The sequence below is a fragment of the uncultured Sunxiuqinia sp. genome, from assembly GCF_963974515.1.
In the GTDB taxonomy this organism is placed as follows: domain Bacteria; phylum Bacteroidota; class Bacteroidia; order Bacteroidales; family Prolixibacteraceae; genus Sunxiuqinia.
On the sequence record NZ_CAXBDD010000026.1, the window covers coordinates 1 to 19,697 of the forward strand.

Annotated in this window: 15 protein-coding genes; 8 read left to right on the forward strand and 7 right to left on the reverse strand. The window is 45.6% G+C overall.

Translation table 11 applies throughout. The annotated features are described in order from the left end of the window. Together AAC033_RS08180 and AAC033_RS08185 are read right to left on the reverse strand one after the other, a co-directional pair. A partial coding sequence (locus AAC033_RS08180; protein ID WP_339736910.1) for a TlpA disulfide reductase family protein occupies window positions 1-2,456 on the reverse strand: 2,456 nt, incomplete at its 3' end. 297 nt (window positions 2,457-2,753) lie between these two features. Beyond that, window positions 2,754-3,194 carry a DUF4395 domain-containing protein gene (locus tag AAC033_RS08185; RefSeq protein WP_339736912.1) on the reverse strand — a complete coding sequence of 147 codons (441 nt, stop codon included), beginning with the start codon at window positions 3,192-3,194 and terminating at the stop codon, window positions 2,754-2,756. 361 nt (window positions 3,195-3,555) lie between these two features. On the opposite strand from AAC033_RS08185, the gene AAC033_RS08190 reads away from it, so the two are divergent. From AAC033_RS08190 to AAC033_RS08225, 8 genes are all read left to right on the forward strand, one after another. Continuing rightward, entirely contained in the window at window positions 3,556-5,649 is a 2,094-nt protein-coding gene (locus AAC033_RS08190; protein ID WP_339736914.1) for an alpha-galactosidase, read from the forward strand. 171 nt (window positions 5,650-5,820) lie between these two features. Beyond that, a complete protein-coding gene (locus tag AAC033_RS08195) occupies window positions 5,821-6,261 on the forward strand; it encodes a PaaI family thioesterase (protein WP_339736916.1) in 441 nt (146 codons plus the stop codon). Continuing rightward, window positions 6,248-7,363 carry a chorismate-binding protein gene (locus AAC033_RS08200; RefSeq protein ID WP_339736917.1) on the forward strand — a complete coding sequence of 372 codons (1,116 nt, stop codon included), beginning with the start codon at window positions 6,248-6,250 and terminating at the stop codon, window positions 7,361-7,363. Before AAC033_RS08195 ends, AAC033_RS08200 begins: the two co-directional genes overlap by 14 nt. After that, complete coding sequence (gene menD, locus AAC033_RS08205) at window positions 7,360-9,060, forward strand: 2-succinyl-5-enolpyruvyl-6-hydroxy-3-cyclohexene-1-carboxylic-acid synthase (RefSeq protein WP_339736918.1); 1,701 nt, start codon at window positions 7,360-7,362, stop codon at window positions 9,058-9,060. Before AAC033_RS08200 ends, menD begins: the two co-directional genes overlap by 4 nt. Next, on the forward strand, window positions 9,057-9,881 hold the full coding sequence (gene menB, locus AAC033_RS08210; protein WP_339736919.1) for a 1,4-dihydroxy-2-naphthoyl-CoA synthase: 825 nt from the start codon (window positions 9,057-9,059) through the stop codon (window positions 9,879-9,881). Before menD ends, menB begins: the two co-directional genes overlap by 4 nt. A gap of 117 nt (window positions 9,882-9,998) precedes the next feature. Continuing rightward, the gene (locus AAC033_RS08215) at window positions 9,999-10,910 is read left to right on the forward strand and encodes a 1,4-dihydroxy-2-naphthoate polyprenyltransferase (protein ID WP_339736920.1); all 912 of its coding nucleotides are present in this window, start codon (window positions 9,999-10,001) and stop codon (window positions 10,908-10,910) included. Further along, on the forward strand, window positions 10,907-11,971 hold the full coding sequence (gene menC / locus AAC033_RS08220) for an o-succinylbenzoate synthase (RefSeq protein WP_339736921.1): 1,065 nt from the start codon (window positions 10,907-10,909) through the stop codon (window positions 11,969-11,971). Before AAC033_RS08215 ends, menC begins: the two co-directional genes overlap by 4 nt. Window positions 11,972-11,974: 3 nt before the next feature. Next, a complete protein-coding gene (locus tag AAC033_RS08225; RefSeq protein WP_339736923.1) occupies window positions 11,975-13,030 on the forward strand; it encodes an AMP-binding protein in 1,056 nt (351 codons plus the stop codon). 72 nt (window positions 13,031-13,102) lie between these two features. On the opposite strand, the gene AAC033_RS08230 is transcribed toward AAC033_RS08225, so the two are convergent. The 5 genes from AAC033_RS08230 to AAC033_RS08250 form a co-directional block, all read right to left on the reverse strand. Continuing rightward, window positions 13,103-14,695, reverse strand: coding sequence for a carboxypeptidase-like regulatory domain-containing protein (locus tag AAC033_RS08230; RefSeq protein ID WP_339736925.1), 1,593 nt, complete (start codon window positions 14,693-14,695; stop codon window positions 13,103-13,105). 3 nt (window positions 14,696-14,698) lie between these two features. Then, window positions 14,699-15,085 (reverse strand): BlaI/MecI/CopY family transcriptional regulator, encoded by a 387-nt coding sequence (locus AAC033_RS08235; protein ID WP_339736927.1) that lies wholly within the window; start codon window positions 15,083-15,085, stop codon window positions 14,699-14,701. Between the two features lie 210 nt (window positions 15,086-15,295). Next, entirely contained in the window at window positions 15,296-16,672 is a 1,377-nt protein-coding gene (locus tag AAC033_RS08240; RefSeq protein WP_339736929.1) for a TolC family protein, read from the reverse strand. Then, on the reverse strand, window positions 16,644-18,026 hold the full coding sequence (locus tag AAC033_RS08245) for an efflux RND transporter permease subunit (RefSeq protein WP_339736931.1): 1,383 nt from the start codon (window positions 18,024-18,026) through the stop codon (window positions 16,644-16,646). The genes AAC033_RS08240 and AAC033_RS08245 overlap by 29 nt, the downstream gene beginning before the upstream one ends. Before the next feature lie 12 nt (window positions 18,027-18,038). Next, window positions 18,039-19,697, reverse strand: a complete 1,659-nt coding sequence (locus AAC033_RS08250) for an efflux RND transporter permease subunit (protein WP_339736933.1) — start codon at window positions 19,695-19,697, stop codon at window positions 18,039-18,041.

Here is a 19,697-nt window from a genome sequence, read left to right on the forward strand (position 1 = left end):
GAGATTTTGAATTTGTCGCTCAAGATATTCCATTCGTCTTCCGACACCCGGTAATGTTCGCCACTGATACTCGGAATCATGTTATCGTACGTTCCTTTTGGTGAGCTTTGATTGGTGATATAAACAAAAGCCACATTTTCATCTTTAAGCTCCTCTTTCAGCGGCTTAATTCGTTCGATACCCGACCGACAAGGACCACACCAGGTTGCCCAAAAATCAACATAAACCACTTTCCCTTTGTACTTTTTCATGATGGACTCAAAAATGTCGTCACCGTCATTTTTAGGAACATCATTGATCTGTGCAACTGCCAGCTTCTTATTCTCTTTAATTTTTACCTTCGTGGCGTCATTCATCAAACCAATATATCGGGCAATGAACGGCGTGGTGATTCGCGCCTGCATATCCGTCAATTTTTCATCGGAAACGGGCGTCATTTCTGAAACGATCGGGCGACAATAGTCCTGGGAAAGCATGATATCGGTAGCTAAGCCAGGTTGAATTCCCAAAACGTTTTGGATCTGCTTATTTCGGGTTTCAATCCTTCTTTTTGTGAAGAGTTCATTGACAAAAGCCCGGTGCTCATCATGAAACGTGCGCACTGAACCGCCAATTTCCGATTGAAGTTGGTACACTTTGGCAATCAGTGGTTGTTTGTTGAAGGCTTTCAATGCAGCAAGATAGGCCTGATCCTCCTCCGTTAGCTCAATATGTTGTTCTGCGAAATAGGCTTCCATCATCTCAGGCGTTACTGGTTTGCCTCGATTCTCCTGATGAAAGTGCTTCAGCGTGTCCTCATGATTTTCCTGGAAAGCTTGGGCTTGTACGCCATACTTTTCTTGAAACTCTTCTTGAAGCTTTTTAAACTCTGAGGAGTTGACCTCTTCCTGTAGCAGGGCAATCTTTTCCTCATCGGCAGTGGGCTGATACCCCGTCTTCCTCAATTCCTCAATAATGTCGAGCGTGGTGAAAGCAGTTTTTGATCCATCCTCCCTTAAAATATCTGCATACATCAGCCGATTGATGAAAAAATAGTACTCCCCGGTCATCACCGCCAGCGGATTATTTGCAAAATCATCCGTTAAAAAATCGTAGTAGCTACTATCCGGCTTTTCGGGTTTAAAATCAATTTCCCTTTGGTCTCTTGGGATCTTGTTTTTCTGCCTCCATGCTGAAACCTTCTGCATCGTATAGCTCAAAAGTCTTTCAGCATTCCGATATTCAAACTCCAGACTTTTCACCTGTTTTGCTTTTGCACTCAATGGATATTTTTGCTTGTAATTTGCCATCTCAGCGTAATCGCGCTGTTTTAGTTCCTCGCACCAGGCTTTGTATTGTTCGGGTGAAAAATCCAGTATTTTCTCCTGCATTTCCTGATAATTAAAACTCCGAATATCCTTCAGTTGGAACAAATCAGTATTTATCCGGGCACAATCACCCATAAACAATACCGAGTTTTTCGAGTTGCTATTGTCAAAAAGCTGAAAAGTTGTTTTTCCAGGCTCGAGAAAAACAGTGCCATAAAAAAATGGTAAGCGAACCAGGACATTCTGCGAGTTGGAATTTGGGAATTTCGTCTCGAAACTGCCGTCATCAGCAATCCTGATTAAGTGCGTGATCTGATCGCCCACAATCGCATTATTCACATAAACCATCCCTGTGCGCTGCGAATATCTCGGGCTAAAGTTCCGAATGAAACCACGATAAGTGACCGTATCCACTGTAAATACGGATGATTCAAACAAGTCATCATCGGCCGGAATGGCCGATTCATCCGGCTGGTTTGCGTAAGCCGCCATTGCCGAAGGCGATTCACCAATCATGCAAACAGAGTCGTTGATCAGTTGCGTATAAATATCCAGTTTCTTTGCCTCACTTTTCAGCTCAATTTTAGCTATTCCATCTTTTTCTGAATAGGAACCATACCTCCACACCTGGCTGTTGTAAATGGCAACCGAGTCAAACAAGCTAATTTCCCATTGCGCATTGTCGTGCCGAAACCAGCTCCCACTCAGTTTCTCGGGAAGAACGGATTGAAACAATTCGGGCTTTAACTGGATGTCATAAATAAACCAGGTGCCGCCTTCGTTGGCCTCTCCATAGTCGAGCTTGGCAACAGCTGCATCAATTTTAGGGAACACCAGCTTGTAGCTCACCTCGCCTGATCCCGGGACCGTGAACCGTTCATCGATTGAAATGCCCTCGGCTGAAACAATAAACAGCTTCTCGTTGGAACCAACCGGTTGAATATAGGTCATTTTCGGAATACTAATCCACTGACCAGGAGTATAGGTAACGTGAAACCACAGCGTCGTGGCATCGGAGAGCAACTCTATTTTCTGAAGCTGCACATTGGAAGCAGTGCTCATCCCGGTTTTGGGATTCTCGACAACAGTTTGGGCGAAAGTAAAAACACCCATGACCATGGAAAAGGCCAGGAGGAAAATTCGTTTCATTAAAAAGTGTTTTAAAGGTTGATGATGGTTTACAAAAATTCAATTTTGAACTAATTTATGACATTTAGATGAAAGCATCATAATACTCCGTTCAGTTTAATGTTATTTAACAAATATTGGACAAAAGGGTGGAATAATAGGTTTCTGTTTCCCTGGGAACACGAAAACAGGAAAATTAAATGCGCGGATCGATTGTAAAACAGCACCTGAAATTCTGACGATACGCGAAAAATTAGACATAAAAAAACCGGCCAAAGCCGGTTCCTGAGATAAAACTATTCAATGTTGGGTTGAATACTAATTTTTATAGAATGGGAGCACCAAGTAACTGTAGATGGAACAGCCCGCACAAAAAGCAAAAGCAAATTCGAGGCCTGCGAAAAACACCAATATTCCGGCAATTACGGCCGATGCAGTGCCAATCTGAGCGGCAAATAAAACCGCAAAAGCCAGCGACATCACGAATCCCATTCGCGCTGCAAAAATCTTAGGCGCCTTATCAATAGGCCTGGCCGGCAAGTTTAGCACTTGGGTGATCCAATAGGCCACAAAACTCAGCGGACTAAATTTCATTTTGGTGAAGCCACGGATAAAAAAGTCGGCCGCAACAAAAGCCATAGCTATCAACGAGTCCAACGCAAAAGCGACAATCACCATGACAATAACCAACATAGCTGTAATCCTTGGCACCTGTTCATTAATCCGTTCGCTTGAAATGGGGCAAAATAAATTCTTCATATGCTCTCTCTCCTTCTTCAACTAAAAAAACAAACCTCTGTGGCTTATTTATATCGGACAAAAATATCTTTTTCTTTTACTTATTTGAAAACATTCTAAATAACACTTCCAAGACTTAATGGTTTCTTTACATTCGCAAAAAAAATCTTTGAAACTCACAACAAAATGATTCAACAAACGCTTTAACTGAAGACTAAAACATCTTGATTGAATATTTCACCATGTTTTATACAACATATTTTGCATTAACGCTTTCATATTCAGATATATTAACAACAGTTGAAGTTTTAACGCAATTTGTAGAATTACTGTTAAAAGTTGTTAAATTTACGCCCAATCTAACGAATCAATAACTACGTCTATGACCAAGAAGGCCATTGAAAGAAGAAATTTTCTAAAATTGGTAGGTGCTGGAATTGGCTCATTATTAACCCTCCCCTATTACTCAAGCGCACTTGAGGAAACAAGCACGGTTAATCGCAACCGATTTAAAATAGGAAAACCCCAGTGGATTCTCCATAACGATGGCACATTTGACTTGATTGCCGGAAGCATGCACCTAAAAAACTGTCGCCCCACCATTGACGGACAAAGCATTTTTGTGCGCAACACTTTCATGGGCGATTCGCCAAAAGGAAAACGCATTATTTATGAGCTCGACCGCGGATTTGTGATGCTGGACCTCAAAATAAACTCAGGCTCCATTTCCATCGGAGCTGAGCTCAGTGGCATGTCGCGGGCTCCCTACTGGTTTTGTCCGCTAGGCGAAGCCGTTATCAACGGAGTAAAACAATACTTCAAACAAGGGCAAGGTTTTGGAGGTCCATCCGGACTATATGAATTTCAAGAACCATCGCCTCAGGAGTTCGGCAATAAACCCGGCGAACAAGCTTGGTCATACGATTCCTACCTGGTAACCGGCCTCATATCAGCCGAACATGAAACTCTGGCTATTGGAACTTACGAACACAGCGATTTTATTCAAAAAAGCACGCTGTACAACCGTCCTCACCGCCGGGGACTATCGGATCGTTACCCCGATGTTGAGCAGGTTCTGTTTGAAACCGGCTTCGTAACGGAGAATATTCCACTAAAAGATGACTTCATCAAGCTACCTGATATTTATATCTTTTTCGGGAACAAACCCTACGAAACGCTTCAACACCTGGCCTGGAACATTTCGGAACAGATGGGTGCCCGGAAAGATACAAAAACCAGTTACCATTGGGATTCTTTCAATGAATTTGAACACGACTTCAGCCATGACAAGCTGACCGAACTGTTGACCACCCTGGACACTATCGACCCGCCAATCATGCTTGATACCATCCTGATCAATGATGGCTATTGCGTTCATGGTGACTGGCTGGACTACACTGAGAACTGGCCCAAAGGGCTGGAACCTGCTGCACGCGATATCTTCCAGCGCCAGTACCGGGCCGGTGTTTGGGTAGCACCCTTCATGGTTAGTGAGGAAAGCAAAATTTTTAAACGGCATAAAAACTGGCTGATCCGTGATTTGAATGGAGAGCCCATTTTAGAGTGGGAATTTCCGGAGGGAAAACATTACGCTCTGGATGGAAGTCACCCCGATGTACAGCGATACATTGAAAAGGTCTTCCGAGCCTATCGGAAAATGGGTTTTACCTTCTACAAAACCGACTTTATGGATTGGGGCTTGAAACCCAACGTGGGCATTGAGCGATATGACAAGACAAAATCATCGGTTCAAATATTTACGGAGGTGCTTAACATTATCCGTGAAGAAATTGGCGCTGGAAGTTTCTGGATTACCGGAACTGCACCTTATGCGCATATGATTGGCTATGTCGATGCCATGCGCGTTGCCAACAGCATCAATTGCCAATGGACCGAACAAACTGTTGGCAACATGTTACAGGAAAGCTACAACACCCAATATTTCAACAATGTATTCTGGCAAAACGACCTGGATGTGATTTCGCTGCGCGACGAAAATTGCCAACTGACTGCGACCGAGAAAACCAGCCTGGCCAATTGGATCGGCATCATGGGAGGCGTGGTGAGTACTTCGGACCGGTTTTCTAATCTGACCGAGGAACAGCTGGACTTCTGGCGGTTGCTGATGCCGCAGGAACGACCTCAAAGTGCAACGCTTCCGCAGTGGGGAACAGACCATCTGTGCAAAGTGGTACTTCGACGATACCGATCGCCCCGGGCTTGGGGATTGCTTATTTTGAATGATACAGAGCAAACAGTGACTGAAACATTTGTTTTTTCTGAAATCAACGAGGAAAACAACAACTGGGTTTATGAATGGAAATTGGGAGAAAGTACGGGATTGGGAAACCTGAGCCAAATCACCATAACCCTCCAAAAACACGAGTCGAAGCTGTTCTATTTGACCAACGGAAACGATAATCCGCCCGAAGATTTGTCCATTAGCGGGCTTCGCCTGAAAAAAGTCTACCGTTAGCGAAAAATTTCAGCTTTCAATGAATTGCAGTTGATCCCCGATTCACTTTAATATGCTGAGGTAAAAGCGTTCAGGAACATTACAAAATCGATCTGTTCTCTTCATGAGGAAATGGCCTGTTTTTATTCGAAACTAAACCTTATTTTAGAGGCTCATTTTGAATACACGGTTATGGATTATAGTTTACTGAATATCAACACTCCGCTTGAACTAATTAATCAAGCCACACAAACCGGGTTGATCGGAAGCCTCGGAATCGAAATCACAAAAATTGATGACGGAACGGTCGAAGGGAGCATGGAGTTGTCGAAAAAAAATTGCCGCCCAGATGGAATCTTGCATGGTGGTTCCAATTTGGCATTGGCAGAGAGCCTCGCCGGGCTTGGCAGCATGCTGATGGTCGATCTGAATGAATTCGATGTTCTGGGAATTCAGGTCAACGGCAGCCACACCGGTGTGTTAAAGAGTGGAAAAGCCTGGGCTGTCGCAAAAATTCTGCATCGCGGAAACCAGACGCACATTTGGAATGTTGATGTTAGAAATGAAGAAGGCCGCCTGATTTCAACAATCCGGGTGACCAATATGATTGTGAAACGGAATGACAGAAACTAAAACCCTTGCCTTATTTCTGGATAAGCTGATCGAAAAAAATTGTTCGTTCGCGGTATGGTCCATGCCAGGAAGCCAAACGCCGGAGCTGCTGCTTACCGACAAGAAGGACTTGATTTATCCCGCTCAATTCAATAAACTCAACGGACAAGAGGGCTTTGTTTTTGCTCCTTACCAAATCAGTGCGCAAACACCGTTGGTGCTGCTTAAACCGGGAATCGTAAAAAAAGGAATCACTGAAATTTTAGGCATTGACCTGAACCAAATCGACGATAACCAAACCGATGAGCCCTTCGAACACCAGCACCAGATCATTGATAAGAAAGTCTATTTAGACGACATTGAAAATACCATTGCTGAGATTAAAACGACGAAGCTCTCGAAAGTCATTGTGTCCCGGTTGATCCCGTGCGAACGAAGGTCTGAATCCATCGGACAACTCTACCTGCAACTGTTTCAGCAAACGCCAAACGCTTTTGTGTACCTGGTTAATTTACCCAAAGCAGGCTTGTGGATGGGCGCAACCCCCGAAGTATTGCTAAAATCGGAAGGGAAAATGCTTGAAACCGTTTCGCTGGCCGGCACCCAAACGCGCCGGGGCGACTCGGACTACAGCTGGCACACCAAAGACATTGAAGAGCAGGCTTTTGTATCGCGCTACCTGCTCGATGTTTTTTACCGCTTCAATATTCACCCCTACACCACCCAGGGACCCGAAACGCTTGAAAGTGGCAAAGTGGCTCATCTGATGACCAGTTTCAGGTTCTCGGCAAAAAAGCTGGCTCACAAACTCGGCGACTTTCTTGCCGAATTGCACCCAACACCCGCTGTTTGCGGATATCCCAAGTCGAAAGCAGCCAAATTCATTGCTAAAATAGAGCCGCACGACCGCCGATATTACACCGGGTATTTGGGCCCCTGGCGACTGAACGATTGCGTCAGATTATTTGTAAATTTACGCTGCATGGAAATCATGCCCGACCAATACATTCTTTATTCAGGCGGAGGCATTACAGCCCGGTCGGTACCTGAAGAGGAATGGGAAGAAACCAACAAAAAAGCAGGCACCTTGTTATCTGCCATTGAAGCTGTTCAAACAACATGATTTCAACAAAAAAACAAATTCAGCAACTGGCCAGTTTGCTACTGACCAAAGGAATTGACGATATCGTCATTTCCCCGGGATCGCGCAATGGCCCGCTCACCCACACATTTGCCGGCAGCGGGTTGTTCAATTGCCGTAGTGTTGTCGACGAGCGCAGTGCAGCCTACTTTGCCCTTGGGCTAGCCCAAGCCAAACAAAAACCGGTAGCCATCGTCTGCAGCTCAGGAACGGCCACTTTGAACTATGCACCGGCAGTAGCCGAAGCATTTTACCTCAATATCCCGCTGATTGTGCTGACCGCTGATCGGCCCGATTACTGGATTGACCAAGCGGAAAGTCAGTGTATCCGGCAGGAAAGTATTTACCGGAATTTCGTTCAAAAGGAAATCAGCCTGCCCTTAGGTGAATCAGAAAAAGAATTGTGGTTTGCCGCCCGCGAAATTAATGAATGCCTGAACTTGGCTGTTACCGGCACTCCGGCGCCGGTTCACATCAATATTCCGCTGGAGGAACCTCTGCATGATTTGCTGAATGAAAGACTGCCAGCCGTAAAAGTCATTCAAGCCACACAAAACCAGATCACTTTAGCTGAGCTGGAATTGCAGCAACTGGCTTCTGTATTCAACGAAGCAAAAAAAGTATTGGTCCTGGCGGGTCAGCAAATCCCGAACCCGGGATTGGAAAATCAGCTGAGTGAGTTAGCTGAGAAAACAGGGGCCGTGATTTTAAAAGAACACCTGGCCAACCTGAACGATCCTGACTTTTGCGGCAACATTGACACGCTGATGGCTGCCCTGCTCGAAGATCGAATGGAGGAGTTTCAACCCGATCTGCTGATCAGCTTTGGAGGGCAGTTTGTTTCCAAATCGCTCAAACAATTTCTGCGGAAACAGAAACCGGCCCATCACTGGCACCTGAGTTTGCCGGGCAGACATTTCGATACCTACCGATCGCTAAACAAAGTGATTACGCAGGATGCCAGTGACTTCTTCGAACAACTGACACCCCTGCTGGAAACAAAAGAAAAAACCTACCTCAAACGCTGGAAAGACAAAGAGAAAGAAGTAACCCAACAGCGCGATCATTTTATTGAGCAAGCAGATTTTTCAGATTTAACGGTTTTTGATGCCAGCCGAAAAGTGCTGCCACAAAACTCGGTCGTGCATTTGGGAAACAGCTCCCCGGTCAGATATGCACTGATTTGTGACCCGGTGAGCAACACGCATTACTTCGGCAACAGGGGTACCGCCGGCATTGATGGCTGCCTTTCAACAGCCGTGGGCTTTGCTTCCGAATCGGAAAAGCTCAACACCATCATCCTGGGTGACCTGTCGTTTTTTTACGACTCCAACGCCTTGTGGTGCAAATACATTGGCAACAATCTGCGCATTATTGTCATCAACAACCGGGGCGGCAATATTTTTAGCCTGATCAAGGGACCAAGTGAATCACCCGCTTTTCACGAACACTTTTTTACCGAAAATAAATTTAAAGCCGAAGTGCTGGCGCGGGCTTTTGAACTAGACTATTTTAAAGCTGAGAATAAAGAAGAGCTTGAATCAGCCTTAACTGATTTTTACTCACCCAAACAACAGAAAGCGGCAGTTATGGAAGTTTTTACCGACGCCGATATAAACACCAAGGTATTTCGGGAGCTGTTTAAACAGGTCAAATCAAATAAAAACATAATACGATGAGCACAACACGAAACTGGGAGACCATTAAAGAATACGAAGACATTTTCTTCGACTATTTCGACGGAATTGGAAAAATCACGATCAATCGCGAGCGCTACCGCAACGCTTTTCGTCCAACTACAGTAAACGAAATCAGCGAAGCCCTGCGCATTTGTCGCGAGCATCAGGATATCAACGTGGTGGTGCTGACGGGTGCCGGTGACAAGGCTTTTTGCGCCGGCGGAGACCAGACCGTAAAAGGCAAAGGCGGCTACATCGACAAAGATGGTATTCCGCGCCTCAACATTTTGGAAGTGCAAAAACAAATTCGCAGCATGCCCAAGCCGGTGATTGCCATGGTCAATGGATTTGCCATTGGCGGCGGGCACGTGTTACATGTGGTCTGCGACATCAGTATTGCCAGCGAAAATGCCATCTTCGGACAAACCGGCCCCAAGGTGGGCAGCTTCGATGCCGGGCTGGGTTCATCCTATTTGGCCAGCATTGTAGGGCAAAAGAAAGCCCGCGAAATCTGGTTTATGTGCCGGCAATATTCGGCCGCCGAGGCCCTGGAAATGGGTTTGGTCAACAAAGTGGTGCCATTCGATCAACTGGAGGATGAAACCGTTGCCTGGGCGCAAAAAATGCAGGAACACAGCCCACTGGCACTTCGCATGCTCAAATTGGGATTGAACGCCGAACTGGACGGCCAAATCGGAATTCAGGAGTTTGCAGGAAATGCCACCTTGCTTTATTATTTAACTGAAGAAGCTCAAGAAGGAAAACATGCTTTCCTCGAAAAACGGAAGCCGGATTTTAAGAAATATCCAAAGTTCCCGTAAAACAAGCTTTTTACATTCGTACAAAGTTGTAACTTACAATTTTGTACGATCGACTTCATTAAAATTCTTAGTGACCTTTGTGCGGTCTTTGAGCACTTAGTGGTTAAAGCAAACGATATGGCAACAACAAAAAGTTGGATTAAAGCAGCCCGGCCACGTACCCTCCCGTTGGCCTTATCGGGTATTATTATGGGATGCGGACTGGCATGGTTTTACGGGGCGCTTGACCCGCTTGTGAGCGTTTTGGCGGTCATCACGGCAACCCTGATCCAAGTCTTTTCCAATTTTGCAAACGACTATGGAGACAGCCAAAAGGGCACCGATAATGAATTTCGGCTTGGCCCAACCCGTACCATGCAGAGCGGCGAAATCAGCCACTCGGAAATGAAAAAGGGAATGACCGTCGTTGGTGGTTTGAGCTTTATTTTTGGCATTTGGCTGGTATATGCCGGGACGTGGCATTTTTCGCACGCGGCCTTTTTTGCTTTTGTGGCGCTCGGAATTTTGTCGCTGTTGGCTGCATTCTTTTATACCGCGGGAAAGAAATCCTACGGCTATGTTGGCCTTGGCGATTTAGCAGTTTTCCTGTTTTTTGGCTTGTTGCCGGTCATTGGCGTCTTCTATTTGAATGCCAACTATTGGGAAACGGCTATTATTCTGCCAGCCATCAGCCTGGGATTCTTCAGCACCGGTGTGCTTAACCTCAACAACATGCGTGACATTGAAAATGACCAGCAGTCCGGAAAGATTACCCTCCCGGTGCGAATAGGTGCACGTAACAGCCGGATTTATCATACCGCGATGATCTTGTGGGGCTGGCTTTCCACCGTACTTTTCACCTTTCACCAACAGGAATCGGGCTGGCAATGGTTGTTCATGCTAGCGCTTCCGCTTTTTCTGGTTGACCTGAAAAAAATCGGCAAAACAAAAGATGCCCGCTCGCTCGATCCATTTCTGAAACGCTTGTCACTTTCAACCCTGGCCTTTACTTTGTTATTCTGTTTGGGATTAATTCTTGCGATTTCATGAAAGCCCGTTTTCAAAAATACGAGCTCCAGTTCAAGCGGCCGGCCGGAACATCGCGCGGCGTGTACAGTAGTCGCCCCGTTTGGTTTTTATTTTTGACTAAAAATGGACGTACGGGTATAGGCGAATGTGCACCTCTTCCGGGGCTAAGTAAGGAAACTCCCAGGCAAGTAGAACAGCTTCTAACAGAAATTTGTGCCAACCCGAAATCATTCGTGGATGATTGGCCGCGACTACAACAAATTCCTTCGGTTCAGTTTGGACTGGAAACGGCTTGGTTGGATCTCCAAAGCGGCGGAAAACAACATTTATTTTCGTCCGAGTTTACCGAAGGAGAAAGCGGAATCCCAATTAACGGGTTGATTTGGATGGGAAATCCAGAGTTCATGAAAAGTCAGATTGATGAAAAGTTGGAAGCCGGCTACCGCTGCCTCAAACTAAAAATTGGCGCCATCAATTTTGAAAAAGAATGGGAACTTTTGCAGGCTATTCGTGAAAAATACACGGCTGATGAAATCATCCTTCGGGTTGACGCCAACGGGGCTTTTGGTGCGGATGAAGCCTTGGAAAAATTACGACAGCTCGCCAAGCTGGATATCCACTCCATTGAGCAACCGATCTCGCCCGGTCAACTTGACGCGATGGCAAGACTTTGCCGCCAAACGCCACTACCAATCGCACTGGACGAAGAACTGATCGGAATCACCAAAAGAATAGAAAAAGAGCAACTTTTAGAGATGATCCGTCCGCAGTTTCTCATTCTGAAGCCCAGCTTACACGGTGGTCTTTCAGGCTGTGACGAATGGATTGAACTGGCAAACAGCCGTAAGATTGGCTGGTGGATCACTTCTTACCTGGAATCAAACATCGGGCTAAATGCCATTGCGCAATGGGCGTTTACAAAAAATGTTCCGACACACCAGGGATTAGGAACCGGCCAGCTTTTCACCAACAATTTCGACTCGCCATTGGAAATCCGTGGCGAAAAATTGTGGTTCAATAGGGAAAAACGGTTTGCTTTTCCTGAAGATCTGGTCAATCGCAATCCAGAAAATTCAATTTAAAAATTGGAACTTCATCCGACACATATAACCCTAAACGGCACACCAATCCGAATCGAAACCTTGCTTCGGAAAACATCAGGATCAAGCGATTGGGAAAAATCCTTGCTCGATTTTTTAGCGGAATGGTACAACGACAAGGACTTTATTGAAGTGCAAACTTCCGGGAGCACCGGAACACCAAAAGTTATTCGACTGAATAAGGCATTTGTGGCAGCCAGTGCCCTCCGGACCATTCGCTTTTTCAACTTGGAGGAAAACGATCAGGTACTTCACTGTTTGCCGACAAGATACATAGCCGGAAAATTAACGGTGGTTCGGGCCTTGATTGGAAACCTGAACGTGCACGTGGTCGATCCCTCGACTGATTTTTCGTTTCTGCAGAAAGAACCGTTCAAATTTGCGGCGATGGTTCCCAACCAAGTCCAAAAATTATTGACCTTTGTCCGCCAACCGGCGGATTGGAATTTGAAATTTCTGCTCATTGGGGGCTCCGCAGTACCAGCATCGTTGGAAGAGAATCTGCAAAGCCGTCAAACCGCCTGCTATTCGAGTTATGCGATGACGGAGACTGCCACCCACATCGCGCTGCGAAAACTAAACGGAGCCGATGCGAGCGAGTTCTACCACTGCCTTGAAAACATTGAGGTGGAGCTTTCGGAAGAAGGCTGCCTACGGATAAAAATGCCTGGTTTGGAAAAGCCGCTTCAGACCAACGATCTGGCTGAACTCCGGGATAAAAAAACGTTTCAAATCCTTGGGCGTGCCGACAACGTAATTATTTCCGGGGGAATCAAATTCTCGCCGGAGCAGCTGGAAAGAAAATTGGAGCCTCACATCAGGCAGCCGTTTATGATATCGTGGCTTCCTCATGAAACACTTGGCCAGCAATTGATTTTGATTGTTGAAGGAAGTCAAAGCCGTGCATCAACTACAAGGTTACAAACAGCTATTCATAATCACCTCGACAAGTTTGAACGCCCTCGGCAAATTAGGTTTTTGCCGCAACTTCCGCGTACGCCAAATGGAAAAATTGATCGTAAATCGGTTTATCAGGATTAAATTTGGAGCACATTTTCGACAAAAAAAGGATGCCTGAACAAGCACCCTTTTTCCAGATCGTATTTTTTGCAGCTAAAAATCCAGCTCAATGGCATAATTCACCGGAACTGCTTTTCCCCGCTGTTTTCCGGGCAACCAATCTTTCATGCCGGCAACAATGGCTGTCCCGGCTTTCGCGGCAGCTTCTGTTGATTTTTGCAACACTTGCACATTAGTCACTTTGCCTTCAGCATTCACTGTAAAACCAATGGTCGCTTTGCCTGCCAGTTTCTCCCCGTCGAACAACGAATTATCCTTTAACTCAGCCTGTTTTCCTTTGACATACTTTCTTAATCCGTATGCGCCTTCAGGATAGTGAGGCAGTTCTTCAACGATAAAAAAAACTTCTTTCGATTCATCGCTGCTTGTCGAAGGAGCAGGTGGTGGAGGTGGAGGGGGTGCGAGCTCCTCGCTAAGATCAATGCCAAACAACGCTTTCTCCATCACAAATTTATAAGTTGCCGCATAATCTTCTTCATCTATAGTCACTTCGTTTACTTTGGTTTGATAACCCACAAACGAGGCCACCAACGCAAACTCGATTCCCTCCGGAACTTCCAACTCAAATTTACCTTCCTGATCAGCAACTGTTCCGGTTGTGGTTCCCTTAATCACAATCGATGTGCCGGGCAGAGGATCCCCATTTTCGTCAATCACAATGCCCGAAATGACTTTGTCCTGGTCTACTTTCATCGCATCAAATCCATACAATTTTATTTCTTTGTCTGTCAACTGTTCTTTGCTCCGGTAATCCGGCCTGGCAAAAGCTAACAGCAGTAAAGCCACAATCGGCAGCGCCCACATCAATTTGTACTTCTTAATCTTAGGTGTTTTTTGTTTTGTCATCATTTTTAATCGGTTTGTGTTAAGGGCGAAATTCAAATTATTTGTCATTCCAATAATCTGCATGCCCATTAACTGGTTTAAAAGAATCGCCTGGTACCGGCCCACGTTGTGTCCTTGCTTAAGCACACCCCGGTCGGCCAGGTACTCATGGTTTTGTTTAATTGATCGTTCAAAGAACCAAATAAATGGGTTGAACCAAAAGATGACTGTTAACAGTTCTATGAAAAGCAGGTCGAACCAATGATTCTCACGAATGTGCACTTGTTCGTGAGCCAGAATTTCCGGCAGGTCAGCCTGTGTATGAAATTTCGGGTTGATAAAAATAAGATGGAGAAAAGAAAACGGCAGTCCGTATTTATCATTCTCCACCAGTCGATGTCCTTCGCGCAATTGAATACCGTTCTTGAAAACTAAAACGACCAGGATAACCGTTTGAATGAGTAGCCGGACTAAAAACAGCAACGCTCCTGTAAAATACGCAATCAATACGATCTGCGCCCATCCAACAGGATTGGAAGTGGCTGCGACTTCGGGATTAACCTGTACATTTTTGAATGTGTCAGCCAAAGCTTGAAACATGTTGCTGTCATTGGCAGTTTCGACCAAAACCGCATACCGAAGCGGAAAAAGCGGAAGGCATACTGCCAAAGTCAAGGCTGCTAAAAGATACCACCGGTTGGCCGGGTAAAAGGTCTCATGACGCAGAAATATCCAATAGACCGCATAAAAAAGAATGATTCCCAACGAAGCATGCATCAAAAAAGTAAACAGCGTTTCCATGGTTTAAAGCTTGTTATCCGGTTTGTCGAGCTCACTTTCCGTAATTTTCAGCATCTCTTCCAGTTCATCGATACTGAGGTTGTTTTCTTTGGCAAAAAAGGTGGCCATTTTGGGGAATGACCCATTGAAATAGTTTTTCAACAGCGACGTAAATTGAAACTTGGTGTAGTCCTTTTTGCTTACCGCCGGCGAGAACAGGTTGGTATTGCCAATCTTCCTCCGATTGACAAAACCTTTCTTTTCCAATACCGAGAGGACTGTGGCTACCGTGGTGTAAGCCGGTTTGGGCTCGTCAAACTGTTCGACCACATCTTTGACCACTGTTTCATTTCGTTTCCATACAAAATGCATCACTTGTTCTTCGGCTTTTGTCAGTTGCATCAGATTCATCACATTCCATTTTAAATTCTCTACTACAAATATAGTAATATAAAATTGGAAAAACTATTTTCATAGAACAATTACTACAAACATAGTAGATTAAATTTTATCGCATTGACTATTAGTCGCTTCGAGAAAACCATGCCTAATTCAAGGGGACTAACTTCATTGATGAAACTAACTCTTCACCACAATAACAGCATAGTCTCAATGCTGATATTACACGTAATCCATGATTTTTCCGGAGATTTGGAGCAATGAAATTTCAGCGAGCTTGGTTTGAAACTTAACAGAGATCAATCGTTCTTCGGCATCAAGCAAGCTTTTTTGTACTTCACGCAGTTCCAAGCCCGATAAAGCGCCCAGCCGATAGCGCTCCAGTGCTATTTCCAGGTTTTCGCGTGCTACTTCCAGGTTTTGCTCTTCCATTTTTACCAGGCGCAGGTTGTTTTCGTAGGCATAATAAACGGTCAACAATTCAGCTTTAATGTCCTGCTCCACTTCCTGCAACCGATGACTCCGATTTTCGACTTCAATCAACGCATTAGATTTTTCACGCCGACGGTTGTTTCCATCAAAAATATCCATTCCCAGAACAATCCCGTAATTAAAAGTCCGGCTTTGCTGATTGTTGATTGTTAACGCCCCGTAATCGCTGATCGTGCCGCTTCCATAACCGCGGTAGGCATAATTGTATCCCGACGTAAGATTCAAATAAGGATATGATCGTGAAGCAATGATCTTATAATCAAGCTCGGAAATCAGCTGATTCTTCCGGGCAATTAGCAAGCTTGTATTCAACTCCATGGTTGATGAATGCAACGCATCGTATTGTAAATCCGCATTAAAAACAATGGATGTGTCTTCCAACTCAATCTGCTTTGCCAGATCGTCAAAAGCCATCAGCTTTTTCAGCCGCACTTCCGATTCCAAAATTTGCTCATTCTGACGGGCAAGCCGCGAGCTGTCTTCGTTAAGATAAACGATTGACTGCAACAATTCCAACTTCGAAGAAGCCCCCAGCAGATAACGCTCCTCATCAATACGGGCACGTTCCTTTGAAAGCGAAACAGCGTATTCCATGTTGTTGAAGAAGTTTAGCTGTTGAATGTAATAATAATACTCGGCGACAATCCGGGCCACCAGGTTCTCCATAGCCATTTGGGTGTTGATCTCGCCCACCTGATTCAGTTCATTCAGCTTTTGCCAGGTGGTTTGTACATTGAATCCACGAAACAAGGTCATATCAAGGTTTACCGCCGCCGACCCGGTGGTGTTATGAATGCCTGTCGACGTATTTTTCGTGTCATTATTCATATTCTGGGTCGTGGAAGTGACATTGCCGCCAAACCTGTTGGTCGTGCTCACTGTGGGCAGGAATCCGGCATTACCGCGCGAAAAGTTATTGGACGAGATTTCCTCCTGGTTCCGAGCCACCTTGATGGCGAAATTTTGCTCCAATCCCGTCAGCACACAACGACTCAAATCGTAAACTTCCTGTGCCTGCACCATTCCTGAAAGAAAAAAAAGCAGAAAAACAGGCAAAAGACTTTTGGTAATCCAGGTTCTAATTTGTTTTGAGGCTGGTCGCTTCATTGTTTATATTTTTTGATTCACTTGAAATTATCAGGTAGATGCCGGGCACCACAAACAACGTCAGTACCGTTGCAATGGTCAATCCGCCAACAACTGCGACACCCATTGCCACCCGGCTTTGAGCACCTTCACCAAAACCCAGAGCAAGCGGTAAAATTCCTAAAATGGTTGATAAGCTCGTCATTAGGATTGGACGGAAACGTGCAGCCGACGCAAACTTAATCGCCTCCAGTTTATTCATCCCTGCCTCCTTACGCTGGTTGGCAAACTCCACAATCAGAATCCCGTTTTTTGAAACCAGACCAATGAGCATGATAATCCCAATCTGGCTGAAGATGTTCATAGTGATGTTGAAGTACCACATAAAAAATAAAGCTCCGGTAAGTGCCAACGGAACGGTCATCATCACAATGATCGGATCTTTGAAACTTTCGAACTGAGCGGAAAGCACGAGAAAAATTAAAACGATGGCCAACAAAAAGGCAAACATCAAACTCGACGAGCTTTCCATAAAATCTTTCGAGTCACCGTCGAGCGCGGTACGAAACGTGTCATCAAGCACCCGATCGGCAATGTTGTCCATTTCCTCAATACCCTCGCTAATGGTTTTTCCATCGGCCAAACTCGATGAAATAGTCGCCGAAACGAAGCGATTATAGCGATAGAGCTGAGGCGGTGCAGTTGTTTCACGCAGCGTTACAAAGTTATCGAGCTGAATCATATGGCCTTTGTCGTTGCGGACATACAGCGACTTCAAATCAAGCGGCTTGTTGCGGTCCTGCCGGTCGAGTTCACCCAAAATCTGGTATTGCTTTCCATTCATGATAAAATAACCAAACCGTTGTCCGCTAAGTGCCAATTGCAGGGTCTGCCCAATGTTTTGCGTTGAAACGCCCAGCAGGTTAGCCTTGTCACGGTTAATCTCAATTTGCAGTTCCGGCTTGGTAAATTTCAGGTTGACATCAGCCATCACGAAAGTGGGATTGTCATCCACTTCGGCCATAAACGCAGGTAAAACCTCTCGTAACTTATCGATGGTTGGTGCCTGAAGCACATACTGAATGGGCTGCCGGGCGCGCCTTCCTCCAAAGGTCGATTGTTGAATCACATTGGCCCGTGCCTTGGTTTTTTTCCGCAGTTCGCCAGTAAGATCACTGGCAATTTCCTGTTGCGAACGTTCCCTTTCCGAGGGATGTTTCAACACTACCCGGACAAACGCCCAGCTTCCGCGAACCAAGGTCGTCAGGCTTTCCCTTTCCGGTATAATGTCCTCAACCAATTGGGCTATATCCTCCACATAGTCGTAGTTAAATTCGTAGGTGGCACCCTCAGGCGAAGAGACATTCACGTTCATCTGCGAGCGGTCTTACAAAGGAGCCATCTCTGCAGGAATCACCTTCCAAAAAATAAAAATCAAGATAAAAGACAAAACCAGAATCCCTTGTGAAATCCATCTTCTGTTAATAAAGCTTTCGAGCGAACGTCGGTAGGCCTCATTCAGCCCGACAAAGAATTTTTCGGTGTAGTTGTACGCCTTGCTTCTCTTATGCCTGGTTTTAAGCAGTTTGGTCGAAAGCATGGGCGTAAAGGTCAGCGCGACAAATGATGAAATAGACACTGCACCAGCAATAACAATACTGAATTCGCGGAAAAGTCTTCCGGTCATTCCCTCAAGAAAGACAATTGGAAAGAACACCGCCACTAAAGTAATCGTTGTGGCTATAATGGCGAAGAAAATTTCATTTGCGCCCTCCAGGCCCGCTTGCCGAGGGCTCATGCCTTTTTCAATTTTCACATAAATGTTTTCCATCATAACAATGGCATCGTCGACCACCAAGCCGATGGAAAGCACAATAGCCAGCAGCGTGAGCACGTTAATGGTAAAGCCCGCCAGATACATGATAAAAAAGGAACCAATCAACGAAACCGGGATCACAAGTATGGGAATGATCGTGGTTCGCCAGTCGCGCAAAAACGTAAAAATGATAATGACAACTAGAAAGAATGCCACATAAATCGTGGTTTTCACCTCATCAATCGACGAACGGATGTATTGAGTATTGTCGAAACCAATGTCAATCTCCACATCTTCGGGTAGGTCTTTCTTCATGAATTCCAGCCGTTCATATACCGCGTCCACAATGTCAATGTGGTTGGCACCAGGCTGCGGAATGATAACCGTTGCTACCATCGGAATTCCATTCATCTTCATAATGCCCCGCAGATCTTCCGGCCCCAATTCAGCCCGCCCGATATCGCGCACCCGAATCAGCTGATCGCCCGACTGTTTTAAGATCAAACTGTTGAATTCTTCCGGTGTAGTCATTAAGCCGAGGGTGCGAATGGTTAGCTCGGTGGTATTTCCCTCAATGCTTCCTGCTGGCAGTTCAACATTTTCACGCATAATGGCATTCCGAACATCCAATGGAGTCATTTGATAACCAGCCAGCTTAGCCGGATCAAGCCAAATGCGCATGGCAAATCGCTTCTCGCCCCAAATTCCCACGGAGCTAACGCCCGAAACGGTTTGCAGCTGTTCTTTAAACGTCAGTTCGGCGATTTCAGAGAGCTCGAGCAACGATCTTTTGGGGCTTTTCACGGCAATCATCAAAATGGGACTGGCGTCAGCATCTGCCTTGGAAACCGTTGGTGGATCGCAATCCCGCGGCAGGTAACGTTGAGCTTGTGACACTTTATCGCGAACATCATTGGCTGCTGTTTCCAAATCCACTGACAATTCAAATTCGACAGAAATCCGGCTACTGCCCTGGCTACTGCTACTGGTTAAGGTCCGGATACCTGGGATTCCATTGATCGATTGCTCCAAGGGTTCGGTAATCTGGGTTTCAATCACATCAGAATTCGCGCCGGGATAGGATGTTCTGACGGAAATAATGGGCGGATCGACACTGGGAAACTCCCGAATGCCGAGGAATGTCATTCCAATGGCGCCAAAAAGCAGGATGACCAGTGAAAATACTGTGGCCAGCACTGGCCGTTTTATGCTGATAGATGAGAGACTCAT